This window comes from Streptomyces sp. NPDC018031 (genome assembly GCF_044327625.1).
In the GTDB taxonomy this organism is placed as follows: Bacteria; Actinomycetota; Actinomycetes; order Streptomycetales; family Streptomycetaceae; genus Streptomyces.
Window position 1 is genome coordinate 205611 of sequence record NZ_JBIRFT010000010.1, and the last position, 16326, is coordinate 221936.

Consider the following 16326-nt stretch of genomic DNA (forward strand, 5'->3'; position numbering starts at 1 on the left):
CGCTCAGTCGTCGCCGGCCGGGATCCGCAGGGCGAGGATCGCCACGTCGTCGTCGTTGTCCGCCGGACGGGTGCGGGCGAGCAGCTGGTCGGTGAAGGAATCCAGCGGCCGGTGGGCGAGGGACGCGGCGTGCCGGCTCAGCCGGGCGAGGCCGTCGTCCAGGGACCGGCCGTGGGCCTCGATGAGGCCGTCGGTGTAGAAGAGCAGGGTGGCCCCCGGCGGGAGGAGGGTGCTCGCGTCGGGGCGGGCGTGCAGGGTCTGCGTGCCCAGGAGGATGTCGTGCCCCTCCGTCAGGTACCGGGTCACCCCCTCGTAGGTGACGAGCAGCGGCGGGGGGTGGCCGGCGTTGGTCCAGGTCAGTTCCCAGCAGGCGGCGTCGGCGGGGGTGATCCGGGCGAAGATCATGGTGGCCATCGAGACCTCGGCGACCTGCACCGCGGCCTGCTCCAGCCGCTCGACGATCTTGCTCGGCGGCTTCTGCTCGGCCCATGCGTAGGCGCGCAGCATGTTGCGGAGCTGGGCCATCCCGGCCGCCGCGTCCAGGTCGTGCCCGACGACGTCCCCGATGGCCAGCGCGGTGGCCCCGTCGGCGAGGGTGAAGGCGTCGTACCAGTCGCCGCCGACCTGGGAGGCGTCGGGCGCCGACAGGTACCGGGCGGTCATCTCCAGCCGCGGTACCCGGGGCAGCTGGGGCAGCAGATGGCGCTGCATGGTCTCGGCCACCTGGCGCTGCTGCTGGTAGAGCCGGGCGTTGTCCAGCGCGAGCCCGGCCCGGCGGGTTATGTCCTCCAGCAGCGGGAGGTCGGTGGCGGTGAAGGCGCCCGGCCGCTCCGAGCGTCCCAGCGTCAGGGCTCCCAGGACCTCCCGCACCCCCCGGATCGGGGCGATGGCCGCGGAGTGTATGCCCGTCACGGAGAACAGTCTGCGCTGTTCCACCGCGATGCCGGAGTCCGGTGCGCCCTGGTAGATCTCCGGTCCCGCCAGCGCCGAGGCCGCCCCGCGCAGGGCCCGGGACAGGGGCATGCCGGATGCCTCCGGCACCGGCGGCATCGGCCCCTGGAGGTCCTCCCGGTTCACCAGGGTGCCGTTCTGCGACCGGACGACGGCGGTGCGCCACACCTCGTCCCGCTCGGTGATGAGGTCGATGACCGCCCAGTCCGCCAGCCGGGGCACCACCAGGGCGGTGAGCCGGCGCAGCGCCTCGTCGATGTCGAGGGTGGAGGTCAGCTGGGTGGTCAGTTCGGCGAGCAGGGACAGCCGTTCCAGCTCGGTGAGCGGTTCGCCGGTCCGGGCCGCCTCCGTGCCGGGCGGGTCGCTGCCGGCGTGGCCGTGGAACAGCACCAGCGTGTACTCGCCGAGGTCGCCGCCGTCGTACGGGGTGATCAGCCACGAGGCGGGCAGCAGGGTGCCGTCGCCCCGCTCCAGCCACATCAGGCTCTCCTGGACCGTCCGTCCGGACAGGATGGCGCGCCGCATGGCGCACTCGGTGCGGGACACCGCGGCCCCGTGGCGGTTGCGGTGCAGCAGGTCGTGCGCGTCGCGGCCGAGCAGTTCCCGGGCGGGCCGGCCGAGCAGCCGCTCGGCCGGGGGGTTGACGGCCAGGATGCGCCCGCTCTCGTCCGTCACGCAGGCACCGGCCCCCAGCGCCGCGAGCACGTCGCCGAGCGACTGTCTGAGCTCGCTGGAGACGTCCTCGCCCGCGACCTCCGGAACCTCTGCAGCTGTCATGTCTCTTCCCTCGTCGTGGCCGGCATCCCGCCTGCCGCCATGGTCCGGCCGACGCACTCCGGTCGAACCTCCCTCGGACTCTCCACATGCCCACGGACCGGCGAGGGAACCGCCCGGTCCGGACCGGGCGGCCGGCCCGGACCGGTACGCGGACGGCGGTGCGCCTGCCGTACGCCCCGCACCTGGCGAGCCGCCGGAGGACGGGACGCGGCCGGGTGCGGCCCGGGCCGGTGCGAGGCGCTCCGCCGTGCGCCCGCCCTCGCGCCGTTCACCCCCGGTACCCGCTCCGGCACGCCGCGGACGAGCCAACCGATCTTCACCCGTCATTCATATGACGGTCATCACACTTCACTCCGCCTGCGCAACCTCCGTCACCTTTCACGGTCTCAGTTCCCGGGGTCCCGCGTTCGAACGTGCGGCCGGGCCCTGGAGAAGACGCAGGCTCACGAGGCACCGGATGCGCCGCAACCGAGGGGATGACGGGTGAAGATCGCTTTCCTGATCTGGAACGCCTACGGCATCGGCGGGACGATCAGATCGACCGTCAACCTGTCGCGAGCGCTGTCCGCACACCACCAAGTGGAGATCGTCAGCGTCTACCGTCCGGTCGACCGCCCGCAGTTGGACCTGGCCGACGGGGTCGGCCTGCTCCCGCTGATCGACTGGCGTCCGGAGTCGCCCGGTCACGACGGCGACGACCCGGCCGCCGGGCAGCCGAGCACCATGTACCCCGACACCGGAGTCAGCTTCGGGCCCATGGCGCCGTCCCGGCTCACCGACGACCGCATCGCCTCCTTCCTGGACCGGACGGACGCCGACGTGGTCATCGCCACCCGCCCGATCCTCAACGGCTACCTGGCCCGGTACGGCGGCGACCGGCTCATCCGCATCGGCCAGGAGCACCTCACCTTCAACTCGCACACGCCGCAGCTGCGCACGGACCAGAACACCGCGCTGGCCGAACTGGACGCCTTCGTCACCGTCTCGCAGGCCGACGCCGAGGTCTACCGCACCGCGCTGCCCGAGGTGACCACCCGCATCCTGTGCATACCCAACGGGGTGCCCGCGCCCGCGGTGGAGCCGTCCGGCAACACCGCCAAACTCATCGTCGCCGCCGGCCGGCTGGTGCAGATCAAGCGCTACGACCGGCTGATCGACGCGTTCGCCAAGGTCGCCGCCGACCGACCGGACTGGAACCTGCGCATCTACGGACGCGGCGTGCAGAAGGCGGCGCTGCGGGAGCGGATCGACCGGCTGGGCCTGTACAACCGCATCCAGCTGATGGGAGCGGTCTCCCCCATCGAGACCGAGTGGGCCAAGGGTTCGATCGCGGCGGTCTCCTCCGACGGCGAGTCCTTCGGCATGACCATCGTGGAGGCCATGCACTGCGGGGTCCCGGTGGTGGCCACCGACTGCCCGTACGGCCCCGGGGAGATCATCACCAACGGTCAGGACGGGCTGCTGGTGCCGCTCGACGGCGGCGTCGACGCCTACGCCGCCGCGCTGCTGCGGATGATCGACGACCGGGACGCCCGGCTGCGCATGGCCGCCCGGGCCCGGACCACCGCGGCCGCCTACGACCCGGCCGTCATCGCCGAGCGCTACGAGGCGCTCATCCACGAGTTGCGGTCGGCGCGACCGAAGTCCCCGGCGCCCCCGCTGCTGCGGCGCGTGCGGTCCGGACTGCGCCGCGTCCTGCCCCGGGCCGAGCAGCCGCGGCCCGCGGCCGAGGCGGCGGAGCAGGCGCCCGAGGCCCCGAAGCGGGTCCACGCACACTGCCGCAGCACCTCCGAGGGCGGGGTCACGGTGCGGCTGCGCACCGCCGAACTCGCCCAGGGGCAGCTGGACTTCGTCGCCCGGCTGCGCCGCGACCCGGAGAAGCGCGAAGTACGGCTGCCGCTGCCCGCCGCGGACGGCCCGCTCACCGAGGTCACCCTGGACCGGACCGCGCACCTGCTGCCCGAGGGGCGCTGGGACTGCTATGTGGCGCCGGGCGGCACCCACCGGCGGACCCGGCTCACCGCCGAACTGGTGGAACAGGCCCGGCTGCTGACCACCGGACCGGCCGTGGGCGACCGCGGAGTCACCGCGCTGGTCCCCTACACCACCGCCGACGGCTTCCTCGCCCTGCGGACCTGGCTGCGCCCGGCGCACGCCGAGGTCGCCGAGGTCCTGGTCGGCGAGGACTCGGTCACGGTCACCGCGGCCCTGTACGGTGCCGCCGCGCTCGGCCCCGGGGCCGAGGTCGTGGCCATGTCCCGGCAGGGTGACGACCAGCACCTCCGGGTGCCGGTCCGGCCGGTCTCCGGGGCCGGCACGCCGGCCGGTGGCGGTGGTCCGGCGCGCTTCGAGTTCGTCCTGCGGTACGAGTCCGCGCTCGCCCGGCGCACCGAGGTGGAGCAGGACCTGTGGGACCTGCGGCTGATCGGCTCGCCCGGCGCCGCCGCGGTGCCGATCGGGCGGATCGCGGGCGACCTGGCCGACCGGAAGAAGACCGATGTGTATCCGGCGTGCGTGCTGGACCACCCGCGGCGCGGGGCCACCCGGGTCCGGCCCTTCTTCAACGCCGCCAACAACCTCACGCTGAGCGCCCGCGACCACCGGCCGGACGGGGCGGGGGCCGGCACCGGCTCCGGCTGAGGACGACGCCGGAACCGGTGGCGCGGGCCCCGCGGGACCCTCGGCTCAGCGGGGGCGGGCCGGAGCGCGCACCCGCCCGGAGACCGAGGGATGGCCGTGCGCCGAGCCGAGGAGTCCGGCGGCCCCGCGGACGGCCGCGGTGTGCGGTGCCGGCACCGGTGCGACCGGGGCGTGCAGCCGGCCGGAGAGATGGTGCACGATCTCGGGCCGCAGGGCCCCGCCGCCGGCCAGGAGCGGGCCGCGCCGGAGGGCGTCGAGGGTGAGCGAGGTGCGGTCCTGCCGCAGCATCGCGGTCAGCATGGTGACCACCGCCTCCCCGAGGTGCCGGGCGGTGGTGGCGCCGCCCAGCTCGGCGGTGCCCAGGGCGGCGCGGCGGGCGTCGACGACCGCGCCGTCGGCCAGCAGCACCACCTCGGTGAACCGGGCGCCGAGGTCCGCCACCAGCAGTGGACTGGTCAGATCCGCCCCGGCGGCCATCGCGACCGCCCGGGCGCTGGGCACGGTCAGTACGGCCCGCGGTCGCAGGACCCGCACCGCACCGCGGGCCGCCGCCCGGTAGGCGACACCGTCCAGCGCCGGCGCGGTCAGCACCACCAGCGGGCGGCCGTGGCCGGCCAGCCGGTGGCCGAGCAGCCGGTCCAGCACCGCGGCGGCCGCCGCCGGGTCGAGCACGGCTCCGTGCCGCCCGGGGTGTCCGGCGCCGGCGCCCGGGCGGTCCGCCGCGGACACGTCCAGGACGGTGTCCTGACCGGTGATCCAGGCCCGGACGCGGGCGCTGCCCAGGTCGACGGCGATCCCCGGACAGGAGCGGGACCGGGGCCACGGCCGGTCCCCGGCCGCGGCGTCGCGCGGACGGCGGGGCCCGGTCACCGGTCGGCCTCCCCCGCCGGCCGGCCGGCGTGCTGGCAGTGCGCGCAGAACCGGGCCTGCGGCACGACGGCCAGGCGCTCGCGGTCGATGGGCCGCGGGCACCGGTGGCAGATGCCGTAGCGGCCCTCGTCCATCCGCTGCAGCGCGGCCTCGACGTCGGCGAGCACGATCCGCGCGGAGGCGGCGAGTGCGGCGCGGACCTCGGCCTGCGCGACGCCCGGCCGCCGGCGCCGGTCGCCGCCGCGGACCGTGGCGGCGGTCGCGATCTGCCGCAGCTGCTCCCTGCGGAAGACCCGCTGCTCGTCCAGGTCCGCGCGCAGCGCCCGGAGTTCCTCGGGCGTGAGGAACGTCTCGCGGTCGCCGCCGCTGCGCTGATTCACCCTTGCACCCTTCGGATACGGCATGGCTCGAAGCCCCGGCGGGTCAGGCGGCGCGGTGCTGGCAGCCGACGCAGAACCGCGTGTAGGGCAGGATCTCCAGGCGTTCCGGAGGGATGGGCTTGGCGCAGCCCAGACAGGTCCCGTAGGTGGCGTCCGCGATCCGCGCGAAGGCCTCGTCGATCTCCACCAGGACCCGCTTGATGGCGTCCCGCTGGGCGGACATCAGGTGGTCGTCCGCGGTCTGTCCGGTGGTGCCGAGGGCCTGCAACTGCGTCAGCCGTGTGTTGCGGGCGTGCTCGAGGCGCTGCCGGGCCTCGTGCGCGGTGGGCCGCGCGGGACGGGGTTCGGTCCGGGATGCGTCGAGCGTCATGGCGGGTCCCTTTCTCGGGGGGTGGTGGGGCGGCGGGCCGGGGCGCCGCGGGCGGCGCGCGGTCCGGCGTCGGCGCAGGGGGCACCGGCTGCCCGGTCGTGCCCCCCACCTTGGCCCTTCGCGCGCCCGGTACCCATCCGGCGCGGAACCCATATCCGCCGGTCCGGGTGTCCGGACCGTCGTGTGGAATGGGTGTCTCGTCCCCCCGGAAATGGGGCCGCGGCCCCATCGACAGGCCCGCGGGCGGCGGGCAGCCTGGCCGCGGGCGCGGTCGGGACCTCAAGGCCGCGGCTCGCCCGGGGTGCGCGATGCCCGAGAGTAGAGGCGAAGCGTGTCATGTGAAGGAGGCGTACCCCCGGTGTCCCTGTTCTGGCGGATCTTCGGGCTCAATGCCGTGGTGCTGGGCACGGCCACGGCGCTGCTGCTGTGGGCCCCGGTGACGGTCTCGGTCCCGGTGCTCCTGACCGAGGCCGTCATCCTGGTGTGCGGTCTGGTCGTGATGCTGGTGGCCAACGCGGCCCTGCTGCGCTGGGGCCTGTCCCCGCTGGACCGGCTCACCCGGCTGATGACCACGGTGGACCTGCTCCGCCCCGGGCAGCGGCCGGTGGCGGAGGGGCGCGGTGAGGTCGCCGAGCTGATCCGCACCTTCAACGCGATGCTCGACCGGCTGGAGGCCGAGCGCGCGGCCAGCAGCGCCCGGGTGCTGCTGGCGCAGGAGGCCGAGCGGCGCCGGATCGCCCAGGAGCTGCACGACGAGGTCGGCCAGAGCATGACCGCGATCCTGCTGGCCCTGGAACGCGCCGCGGTCGAGGCGGCCGGGCCGCTCCGCGGCGAGCTGCGGCAGATCCAGGAGATCACCCGGGGCAGTCTGGACGAGGTCAGCCGCCTGGTGCGCCGGCTGCGCCCCGGGGTCCTGGACGACCTCGGTCTGGTCAGTGCGCTGACCTCGCTCACCAACGACTTCGCCACCCACGCCGGGTTGCGGGTGCGGCGCCGGTTCGACTCCGAGCTGCCGGCTCTGGAGCGGGAGACGGAGCTGGTCCTCTACCGCGTCGTCCAGGAGAGTCTGACCAACGTCGCCCGCCACGCGGACGCCACGCAGGTGGACGTGAGCCTGTGCCGCTCCGGTGACGCGGTGGAGCTCTCGGTCGTCGACGACGGCCGCGGCACGGCGGCGACGTGCGAGGGCGCCGGCATCCGCGGCATGCGCGAGCGGGCCCTGCTCATCGGTGCCGCCTTCGACATCGCCCCCGCCTCCCGGGCCGGCACCCGGGTCCGGCTGACCGTCCCCGTCCCAGGAAGCAGTCCTGACCATGTCTGACCCGTCCGCGATCCGTATTCTGCTGGCCGACGACCACGCCCTGGTGCGGCGCGGGGTCCGGCTCATCCTCGACCGGGAGCCGGACCTGGAGGTGGTCGCCGAGGCGGGGGACGGTGCCGAGGCCATCGACATGGCCCGCGGCCACGACGTCGACCTCGCCGTCCTGGACATCGCGATGCCCCGGCTGACCGGGCTGCAGGCCGCCCGTGAGCTGGCCGCGATCAGGCCGGGCCTGCGCATCCTGATGCTGACCATGCACGACAACGAGCAGTACTTCTTCCAGGCGCTGAAGGCCGGCGCCGGCGGGTACGTGCTGAAGTCCGCCGCCGACCGGGACCTGGTCGCCGCCTGCCGGGCGGCGATGCGCGACGAGCCCTTCCTCTACCCGGGGGCGGTCACCGCCCTGATCCGCAACTACCTGGACCGGGTCCGCCACGGCGAGGAGACCCCGGACCAGGTCCTCACCGCCCGGGAGGAGGAGGTCCTGAAGCTGGTCGCCGAAGGACACTCCTCCAAGGAGATCGCCGAGATCCTCTTCATCAGCGTGAAGACCGTCCAGCGGCACCGGACGAACCTGCTGCAGAAGCTCGGCCTGCGCGACCGGCTGGAGCTGGCCCGGTACGCGATCCGCGCCGGCCTGGTCGAACCCTGATCCCGGCACGGGCCGCCCGGGGACCCGGCGGCCCGTCCTCCACCTGGCGGCAGGCCGGGTGCCGCGCCCGCCCGGCGGGCGCGGCACCGGTCTCATGAAAGGGGCGGTGCATGCACCGGTCACCACGCACCGTCCCCGGCGCGGGTGATCGCCGGCTCGCGGCGGCGGCCCTCGCGCTGGTGGCCGCCCTGACGGTGCTGGTCGCGGTGTTCGCCGACGGCGGCCCGGCCCGGCAGCGCCCCGCCGCCGCGGCGACGGGGCCCGCGGTCCCGGCCGAACCGCAGCACGCCGGCACCGGCCACCACGCCGACGACGCCGGGTTCCTCGCCGGCCCCACCACCCGGGCCAGGGGCCCCCGCGACCCCGCCGGGGAGCGCACGGAACCGCCCGGCCATCCCGTCCTGCCGTCCGGTGGCAGCATCGCAGCCCCGCCCGGCCCGGCCGGCACCCCACCGTCCGCCGGGCGCCCCGTCGCGTCCGCCGCCGTCCATCCGATGTGCGACCGCGGCCGGGCACCACCCCCGCCTCCAGGCAGCTGACCCCACCTATCTCCGTCTTTCTTCTTCTCTTTCCGCCGCGCCGTGGCCGCGGCATGCCTGCTGGAGGCTCCTGTTGAAACGTTCCGTACGCCTGAGGGCGCTCTTCGCGCTCCTCGTGGTCGCCATGTCGCTGTGGATCGCCGTCACCGTGCCGGTGCGCCTCGGGCTCGATCTGCGGGGCGGCACCCAGATCGTGCTGGAAACCCGCTCCACACCCACGGTCGACGCCGACGACGAGGTCACCGACCGCACCCTGGAGGTGCTGCGCGGCCGGGTCGACGCGCTGGGCATCGCCGAACCCACCCTGGTCCGCTCCGGCAGCAACCGGATCATCGTGGAACTGCCCGGTGTCCAGGACGCCGAGGAGGCCGCCGGCACCCTGGGCCGCACCGCCCAGCTCGCCTTCCACCCGGTGCTCGGCTCCGCCGCCGGGGCCGGCGGCGAGCGGGACCGGCCCGCGCCGGAACGGCCCCGGGAGCTGCGGCTGCCCGACGAGTCCGGCGCCCCGCTGCGCCTGGGGGCCGCCACCATGACCGGCGAACACGTCGAGGAGGCGACCGCCGGCTACGACCAGCAGGGCGGCGGCTGGAACGTCACCGTGGACTTCGCGGACGCCGGCCGGGCCGGCTGGGCCCGGCTCACCGGTGACGCCGCCTGCCGGCCGGTGGGCGACCCCGCACGCCGGGTCGCCATCGTCCTGGACGACGTCGTGGTCTCCTCGCCCCAGGTCGACCCGTCCGTCGCCTGCCGCTCCGGCATCGCCGACGGCTCCACCCGGATCACCGGCGACTTCGGCCGTTCCGAAGCCCGCCGGCTGGCCATGCTCATCAACGGCGGGGCCCTGCCGGTGCCGGTCGAGATCGTCGAGCAGCGCACCGTCGGCCCCACCCTGGGCGAGCAGGCCATCCGGGCCAGCGCCTGGGCCGCCGCCATCGGCACCGTGCTGACGGCGCTGTTCGTCATCGCCGTCTACCGGCTCCTGGGTGTGCTGGCCACCGTGGCCCTGGCCTGCTACGGCCTGATGTCCTACGCGGCGCTGGCCGCGCTCGGCGCCACCCTGTCACTACCGGGCCTGGCCGGTTTCGTGCTGGCCATCGGCATGGCCGTGGACGCCAACGTGCTGGTGTGCGAACGTGCCCGCGAGGAGTACGCCGCCCGCCGGCGTCCCGGTGCCCGCTCGTCGCTGGCCGCCGGCTTCCGCAACGCGTTCAGTGCCATCGCCGACTCCAACATCACCACGCTGATCGCGGCCGCGCTGCTGTTCTTCTTCGCCTCCGGCCCGGTCCGGGGCTTCGGCGTCACCCTGGGCATCGGGGTCCTCACCTCCATGGTCAGCGCGCTGGTGATCACCCGCGTGCTCGCCGAGTACGCCGTCGGCAGGCCGGCCGTGCGGCGCCGGCCCCGGATCACGGGTATCGCCCACACCGGTGCGGTCCGCGCCCGGCTGCTGCGCCGCGACCCGCAGCTGATGCGCCGTCCGCGCCGCTGGTTGGCCGCCTCCGCGGTCGCCGCCGTGCTGGCGGCCTCGGGCGTCGCGGTGCGCGGGCTCGACCTCGGCGTCGAGTTCACCGGCGGGCGGCTCGTCGAGTACGCCACCACCACGTCCGTCGACCCCGACCGGGCCCGCGGCGCGCTGGCCGACGCCGGGTTCCCGCGGGCCGTCGTCCAGTCCTCCGGCGACCGGAACCTGACGGTGCGCACCGGCGAGTCGACCGACGCCGAGGTGCGGAGGATCACCGGCGCCGTCCGCGACCTGGGGGGAGCCGGCACCGAGAAGGTCCGCGACGAACTGATCGGTCCCAGTCTCGGCGCGGAGCTGCGGCGGGGTGCCCTCATCGCCCTCGCGGTGGCCCTCGGCGCCCAGTTGCTGTACCTCGCCGTGCGCTTCCGCTGGGTGTTCGGGGCGGCGGCGGTAGCCGCCCTCGCCCATGACGTGCTCATCCTGGTCGGGGTGTTCGCCTGGCTCGGCAAGCCCGTCGACGGGGTCTTCCTCGCCGCGCTGCTCACCGTCATCGGCTACTCGGTGAACGATTCCGTGGTGGTCTTCGACCGCGTCCGTGAGCTGTGCCGGCGCGAGCGCACGGCGCCGTCGGCGGAGGTCGTGAACCGGGCGGTGCTGCAGACCCTGCCGCGCACCGTGCACACCGGCATCGGCGCGGGCTTCATCGTCACCGCGCTGGTGTTCCTGGGCGGGGACTCGCTGACCGACTTCGCCCTCGCGCTGCTCATCGGCCTGGCGGTCGGCACCTACTCCTCGGTGTTCACCGCCGCTCCGGTGGCCGTCGTCCTCGCCCGGGGCGGCGGTCCCGGCCCCACCCGGGCGATGGGCCCGGCGGCGGACCGGAGACCGCGCGGCCCGTCCCCGGTTCCGCCGGGCCGGCCGGGCGGGGGTCGGAGCTGCCGGCGGGCGGGGGCGGCTCCGGCCGCTGAAGCACATCGGCCGGCCGGGCCCGGCCGGTGGATCCGCGGTGCCCGACCGGCGGCGGATCCACCGGCCGGCGGCGGCGCGGGCGCCGTCCGCCGGGCACCCGGGGCGGTGGCGCCGGGGTCACCTCGGCGCCCCGAAGCCCTGCTGGTCGGGGGTGTCCCGGGCACGGCTCAGCGGCCCCCAGGCCCCGCGCTGCCGCCGGACCTCCGCCCGGGCCTCGTCGATCACCTCGGTGCCGATCCAGGCGATGGCGGTGGCGTCGCGCAGCAGGGGCTCGTTGTCGGGCCCGCGGCCCAGTTCCCGCCCGGTCAGCACCCAGGGCCGTACCCCGGGCCCCTTCTCCCGCCCGAGGTGGCAGTAGTCGTACAGCCTGCGGGCCACCCACAGCCGCAGCGGGCGGTCGCCCCACCAGGGCTCGACCGCCAGCGCGTTCACGGAGAGGCCGGGCAGCGGGATGCCGGTGAGGTCGTCCGTGCTGGTCGCGGACCCGAGATCGGCGCGGGGGCCGAGGGACCAGCGCACGTACAGCGGGTGCTCGGCGCGCCGGACCAGTTCGGTCACCTGCGCGAGCCGGGTGATCACGGGCATCTCTGCTGGGGCCGGCATCAGGCGTTCCTCCGGCGGACGGCGGTCTTCGGGGCGGCCGGCCGGAGAGGCCGGGCGCCCGGGGCGGGGGCACCGGCGCACATGCCCCCGGCCCGTTCCGGAAAACCTTCGAGGCAGACCATGGGCCCAGACTGCCCCGGCGGGTCCGTACCCGGCCGGCGCGCCACGCCGGCGTCCGGTGTCCCCGCCCGGCGGCCGCGGGGCGGAGCCGGGCCCCGGTGCCGGGCCGGGCGACGACGGCGCGGGAGCGGTGCCTCCGCGCGCAGGCCGATCCCGCGCCGGTCACCGCCGCAGCGCCCGCTGCGGCGCGCAGACATCGCAGACCGCCACGTCCGCGGTGCCGAGCAACCCGGCGGCCTCGGCGGTGGTGACCAGGGTGTGCTCGGCACGGACCTGCCAGCAGTCGCGCCGGTGGAGGCGCCGGCCGGCCCCGTCGAGGTACTGGTGGAGGTTCTCCAGGGCCCATTGCCGCCCGGCGACGGCTCCGCTGGTGGACAGGGTGTCGTACCGCTCCCCCGGGATGGGGGTGATCCGGTCGGCGGGGACGCTGATCGGCGTGGGTGCCCCGGTGGGCCTGGTCCGGCCCTCCCCGTCGGTGTGGCGGGCGGGCAGCACCGCCTCCGCCTCGTACCACCACCGGCCGTCCGGGGTGCGGATGCGGCCGGTGACGATGACGTCGAGCTGCTGGCCGTCGGGCATGGTGGCCCGGGCCCAGGGCCCGGCCTTCGACCGCCACGCTTCCTCCGCATCCATATTTCGAATTCTAGTTCGATAACCGGACCGGCGGTGACTCCGGCCCGGTCCTTCCGCGCGGCCGGACGGTGCGCCCCGGAGCCCGCCGCGGGGCCGCATGCCCGGCCCCGGGGATGCCGGACGCCGCCCCGGGTGCCGCGGGGCGGCGTCCGGGGTGCCGCGGGGCGGGGCCCGGGGCGGGGCCACGCGGTGACGCCGGGCTCCGTGGGCCGCCGGTACGACCCGGTGCCGCCGGGGGCCGACCCGCCCGGCGATCCGCTGCCGGGGTCCGGCCCGGCGGCGGATCGGGCGCCGCTGCCGCGCACCGGGCGCATACCCGCCGGTCCGCCGGTCCGGAGAGGAACTTCGCGCCGCTCCCGCCGCATCCGAGGTGGCAATCCCGGGAAGCAATCGGAGCAGGATCGCCGCTGATCGCACAGGGACCGGGGAGCCGAGGTGAGCCGTCGCACCGGACCCGTCGAACGAGTCCGTCCCGGCACCCGGGGCAGACCGGACCGCGCGTGTGGAACGAGTTCTCTAGCCAAGGGGCAGGTGGGTGTGGAGTCAGGGGTCCCTCTCAGCGTCGCGCTGGTCGACGACCACCCGGTGGTGCGGGCCGGCATCTCGGCGTGGTGCGCCGCCGCCGACGTGCCGATCAAGGTGGTGGCGGAGGGTTCGGACGTGTCGGTGGCGCTCCACGGTCCCGGCCGGACCGCCAACGTCGTGGTGCTGGACCTGATGCTGCGTGACGGCCGTTTCGCCTACGACGAGTTGCACGAGCTGGTCACCCAGGAGCGCAAGGTCGTCGTCTACACCATGCGGGACAGCCAGGAGGCGGCACTGACCTGCATGGACCTGGGATCGGCCACCTTCATCACCAAGGCGGAGGGGCAGCGGCACCTGGTCAAGGCGATCCTGGCCGCCGCCGCGGACATCCCCTACACACCCCCGTCGCTGGCCGGCGCCTTCGGCAGCGACACCCGGCAGAGCCGCCCGGTGCTGTCCGTCCGGGAGGTGGAGGTCCTGGTGGAGTGGTTCCAGTCCGAGTCCAAGGCGATGGTCGCCCAGAGCCTGGGGATCTCGGAACGCACGGTGAACACCTATCTGGACCGGGTGCGCATCAAGTACGCCAACGCCGGCCGTCCGGCGACCACCAAGGCGAAGCTGGTGGCCAGGGCGGTTCAGGACGGCTTGATCTCGCTGGACGAGCTGTGAGTCCGGCACATGGTCTCCACCAGCAGCCGTCCGTCGGCGTGCACCGTGCGCACCCGGACCTCGCTCGCCGCCGGCTCGGGCAGCCGCCCCCGTAGCCCGTCCACCACGACACCCACCCGGACCTGGTCCTCCCTCCGGATGACGGTGACGCGGGCCGTCCGCCGGGCGGCGGCCAGGGCCGGGATGACCGGGTCCAGCAGGGCGCGGCGCAGCCGCAGCGGCAGCTCCAGGGGCGCGCCCCGGACGGCGAGTTGCACGGTGGCGCCGTTGCGTTCGGCGACGTCGATGCACGCCCGCATCTCGTGGACCAGGGGGTCGAAACTGTAGTCGCTCTCCGCGAACAGCCGTCTCAGCCGGGCGGCCTCCGAGGCGCAGGCCCGCCGCACCCGGTCCTCCCGCGGGTCCAGCGAGCCGTCGGCGAGCCCCTCCAGCAGGGGCAGCGCGGTGGCGTTCAGCTCGGCGTACCGCCGGCGCTGGTCGGAGTGGATCTGCGCGGCGACGGCGATCCGGGTGCGCACCCGCTCCTGCACCCACAGGGCCTCGCCGAGGGCCGTGCTCCGGTCGAGCAGCAGTTTCCCGCCGACCGCGATCGTCATCTGGAAGCAGCAGATGGACACGGCGTTCAGGGCCATGCCGGCGCCGACGGCCCGGGAGGGGACGCCGGCCGCGAGCAGCTGGGCGACGGTGACGGCCAGTTGGCAGCCGATGAACGTCCCGGACGCCACCGGCCCCCGGTGGGCGAGCAGCACGACGGCGAACCAGCCCGCTGTCTGGGCGGACCAGTGGGCCGAGCCGGTGAAGTACTGGTCCGCCGGCACCTGGCTGGTGGCCGCGACCGATGCGGCGAAGGTGCAGGTCAGGGCCGACGGAACCCAGCCGCGCGGCCACCGGCCGCCGCCGAGGCCCAGAGCGAGGCTCCCGGCGAGGACGAGCGTGAGCAGGCCGTAGGCGGCCAGTGGGAGCCAGGGGTGGCGGTAGTCGTCCAGTCCGCCCAGCAGTCCGGGCAGCGCGGAACCGAGGTGGAGGGTGGCGAGGATGACCAGCGCGCCGGCACGGATGCCGCGGAGCTGGTGGCGGGTGATCAGCTGACGGTGGTCCTCAGACACGCGGCCACTCCAGACGCACCGTGGTGCCGCGTCCGGGCCGGGACTCCACGGTGGCCCGGCCGCCCGCGTTGCCCATGCGCCCGCAGATCGAGTGCCGGATCCCGATCCGCTGCGCGGGTACGCGCCCGGTGTCGAATCCCACCCCGTGGTCGGCGACGGTCACCACGACGACGTGCTCGGTGCGCTCCGCCGTCACCCGTACCCGGTCCACGCCCGCGTAGCGGGACACGTTGCGCAGCGCCTCACCGAGACTGCCGCGCAGCGCGGTGGCCGCGGGGCGCCAGACGGTGCCGAGGTCCTCGTCGATCCGGGCGGTGACGCGCAGCGGGTGGGCGGCGATCTCGTCGAGCAGCAGCGGGGCCAGATCGACCTCCCCCGCCACCGGCTGCTCGGCGCGCAGGCGTTCGAGGTCCCGGGCGGCCTGTGCCCGCAGCGTCTCCGGCCGCATCGTGGCCCAGGGCGCCGACGCGATCAGCAGGGTCGCGCAGGCCGTGTCGTGCAGCGCGGCGAGGTGTTCGCGCTCCGCGGTGCGGCGGGCCTCCGCCGCCTCCCAGTGCCGCCGTGCCCGGGCGGCCCGGCGGGCCGCCTCGTCGGCGGCCCGGCTCTCGCCGAGCACCAGCCGCACCACGGCCTGGGCCAGGACGATGTCCACCAGCACCCAGCCCACGACGGGCAGCGCGTCGGTCCACTGCTGGTGCGGACGGAACGCGGCGCCCGCCAGATCCGCGCAGCACAGCCAGAGCGTCGCCAGGATTCCGGTGCGCGGCCGCAGGGTGAGCTGGTAGGCGACCGCGGTGAAGTTGACGACCGCCAGGATCCAGGTGCCGCCGTGGTCGGTCTGGGTGTCCGGGACGGTGAGGCGCTGGCTCAGGCACAGCGCCGTCATCACCAGCAGGTCGACGGCGAGCAGCGGTCCCGGGCGGATCGCCGTCGCGGTGGCGAGCCACACGTGGACCCAGCCCCAGGCGAGTGCCGCGGCGGCGATGGCCGCCGTGACGGCCATGCCCGCCACCGGCATCGCGACCACCGCCGGCACGGCGCAGACGCTCACCACCGCGGCGCGGCCGTAGAGGGCGAACCGCCGGTTGAACGCGAGGTACTCCCGCGCCCAGGGGCCCGCCGCCCCGGGGCGGTGCGACCGGATCCGCAGCGGCAGGCCGAGCGACGGTGGGGGATTCGGCATCGGGCATCCATCCTCGGGGATCAGCTCGTTGACATGGCGTGGGGAAAGACTCGTGATCTCGGAGGAAAACCTGAACGGCTTTGTCAGTCGAACGACCCTCACACCGCGCGGCGCCACGCGACTAAGCTGAACCGGCCGCGGCGGCCGCGGGACCGGACCGGGACGGTCCGGATTCCCGGCGCCCACCCCTGCCGGGCATCACGAGCCCCTTGCGGACGTGGGGCGGGTCGCTCATCGGCACGCCTTCGTCTCGTTCCGACCTTCTCCATGAACGTGCAGCGAGGGAACGGAGTCCCCTGTGTCCACACCTGCGCCCAACGTCGTCCTGCGAGGCGGACCGCTGCCCGCGGACCCCCTGAACTCCCTACGTCACGTCGATGACGTCGAGTCCCCCTTGAAGCTTCCGGTCGGCAACGCCTACGAACACTTCGAGCCCACCGGGGAGTTCGAGGAGACCCAGGGCAGGCGGCTGCGGGTGTTCCGCTGCATCCGCCGGACCTACGTCGCCGAGTGATCGTATGCCGCCCGCGGCGGTCGGCGCTCCCGGCGCGGGCGC

Annotated in this window: 14 protein-coding genes and 1 pseudogene; 7 read left to right on the forward strand and 8 right to left on the reverse strand. The window is 75.3% G+C overall.

Annotated elements, in window-relative coordinates; genetic code table 11:
* Positions 1-3: 3 nt before the first annotated feature.
* Positions 4-1728, reverse strand: coding sequence for a SpoIIE family protein phosphatase (locus tag ACH4B3_RS22655; protein ID WP_398465345.1), 1725 nt, complete (start codon positions 1726-1728; stop codon positions 4-6).
* 483 nt (positions 1729-2211) lie between these two features.
* Here ACH4B3_RS22655 and ACH4B3_RS22660 point away from each other — a divergent pair, with 483 nt between their 5' ends.
* A complete protein-coding gene (locus ACH4B3_RS22660; RefSeq protein ID WP_398465347.1) occupies positions 2212-4368 on the forward strand; it encodes a glycosyltransferase in 2157 nt (718 codons plus the stop codon).
* A gap of 45 nt (positions 4369-4413) precedes the next feature.
* Here ACH4B3_RS22660 and ACH4B3_RS22665 read toward each other — a convergent pair whose 3' ends face one another.
* From ACH4B3_RS22665 to ACH4B3_RS22675, 3 genes are read right to left on the reverse strand one after another with little or no spacing between them, the layout of a single operon-like run.
* Complete coding sequence (locus tag ACH4B3_RS22665; protein WP_398465349.1) at positions 4414-5238, reverse strand: hypothetical protein; 825 nt, start codon at positions 5236-5238, stop codon at positions 4414-4416.
* Entirely contained in the window at positions 5235-5618 is a 384-nt protein-coding gene (locus tag ACH4B3_RS22670; protein ID WP_398465351.1) for a TraR/DksA family transcriptional regulator, read from the reverse strand. Before ACH4B3_RS22670 ends, ACH4B3_RS22665 begins: the two co-directional genes overlap by 4 nt.
* A 43-nt stretch (positions 5619-5661) precedes the next feature.
* The gene (locus tag ACH4B3_RS22675; protein WP_398465353.1) at positions 5662-5988 is read right to left on the reverse strand and encodes a TraR/DksA family transcriptional regulator; all 327 of its coding nucleotides are present in this window, start codon (positions 5986-5988) and stop codon (positions 5662-5664) included.
* Between the two features lie 358 nt (positions 5989-6346).
* On the opposite strand from ACH4B3_RS22675, the gene ACH4B3_RS22680 reads away from it, so the two are divergent.
* The 4 genes and pseudogenes from ACH4B3_RS22680 to secD all read left to right on the forward strand — a co-directional run.
* Positions 6347-7309, forward strand: coding sequence for a HAMP domain-containing sensor histidine kinase (locus ACH4B3_RS22680; protein WP_398465355.1), 963 nt, complete (start codon positions 6347-6349; stop codon positions 7307-7309).
* On the forward strand, positions 7302-7961 hold the full coding sequence (locus tag ACH4B3_RS22685; RefSeq protein ID WP_398465357.1) for a response regulator: 660 nt from the start codon (positions 7302-7304) through the stop codon (positions 7959-7961). The genes ACH4B3_RS22680 and ACH4B3_RS22685 overlap by 8 nt, the downstream gene beginning before the upstream one ends.
* Before the next feature lie 110 nt (positions 7962-8071).
* A complete protein-coding gene (locus ACH4B3_RS22690) occupies positions 8072-8500 on the forward strand; it encodes a hypothetical protein (protein WP_398465359.1) in 429 nt (142 codons plus the stop codon).
* Between the two features lie 124 nt (positions 8501-8624).
* Positions 8625-10796: pseudogene (secD, locus tag ACH4B3_RS22695) on the forward strand (protein translocase subunit SecD); the annotation flags it as partial.
* 252 nt (positions 10797-11048) lie between these two features.
* Here secD and ACH4B3_RS22700 read toward each other — a convergent pair.
* On the reverse strand, positions 11049-11534 hold the full coding sequence (locus ACH4B3_RS22700) for a DUF6098 family protein (RefSeq protein ID WP_398465391.1): 486 nt from the start codon (positions 11532-11534) through the stop codon (positions 11049-11051).
* Positions 11535-11816: 282 nt separating this feature from the next.
* Positions 11817-12386, reverse strand: coding sequence for a DUF6233 domain-containing protein (locus ACH4B3_RS22705; protein ID WP_398465393.1), 570 nt, complete (start codon positions 12384-12386; stop codon positions 11817-11819).
* A gap of 438 nt (positions 12387-12824) precedes the next feature.
* Between ACH4B3_RS22705 and ACH4B3_RS22710 the strand changes: the two genes are divergently transcribed.
* Positions 12825-13481 carry a response regulator gene (locus tag ACH4B3_RS22710; RefSeq protein WP_398465361.1) on the forward strand — a complete coding sequence of 219 codons (657 nt, stop codon included), beginning with the start codon at positions 12825-12827 and terminating at the stop codon, positions 13479-13481.
* Here the strand turns inward: ACH4B3_RS22710 and ACH4B3_RS22715 are convergent.
* Positions 13448-14587 (reverse strand): hypothetical protein, encoded by a 1140-nt coding sequence (locus ACH4B3_RS22715; RefSeq protein WP_398465363.1) that lies wholly within the window; start codon positions 14585-14587, stop codon positions 13448-13450. The genes ACH4B3_RS22710 and ACH4B3_RS22715 overlap by 34 nt on opposite strands.
* Complete coding sequence (locus ACH4B3_RS22720) at positions 14580-15770, reverse strand: sensor histidine kinase (protein ID WP_398465365.1); 1191 nt, start codon at positions 15768-15770, stop codon at positions 14580-14582. The genes ACH4B3_RS22715 and ACH4B3_RS22720 overlap by 8 nt, the downstream gene beginning before the upstream one ends.
* A gap of 298 nt (positions 15771-16068) precedes the next feature.
* On the opposite strand from ACH4B3_RS22720, the gene ACH4B3_RS22725 reads away from it, so the two are divergent.
* Positions 16069-16284 carry a DUF5988 family protein gene (locus ACH4B3_RS22725; RefSeq protein WP_398465367.1) on the forward strand — a complete coding sequence of 72 codons (216 nt, stop codon included), beginning with the start codon at positions 16069-16071 and terminating at the stop codon, positions 16282-16284.
* Positions 16285-16326: the final 42 nt, after the last annotated feature.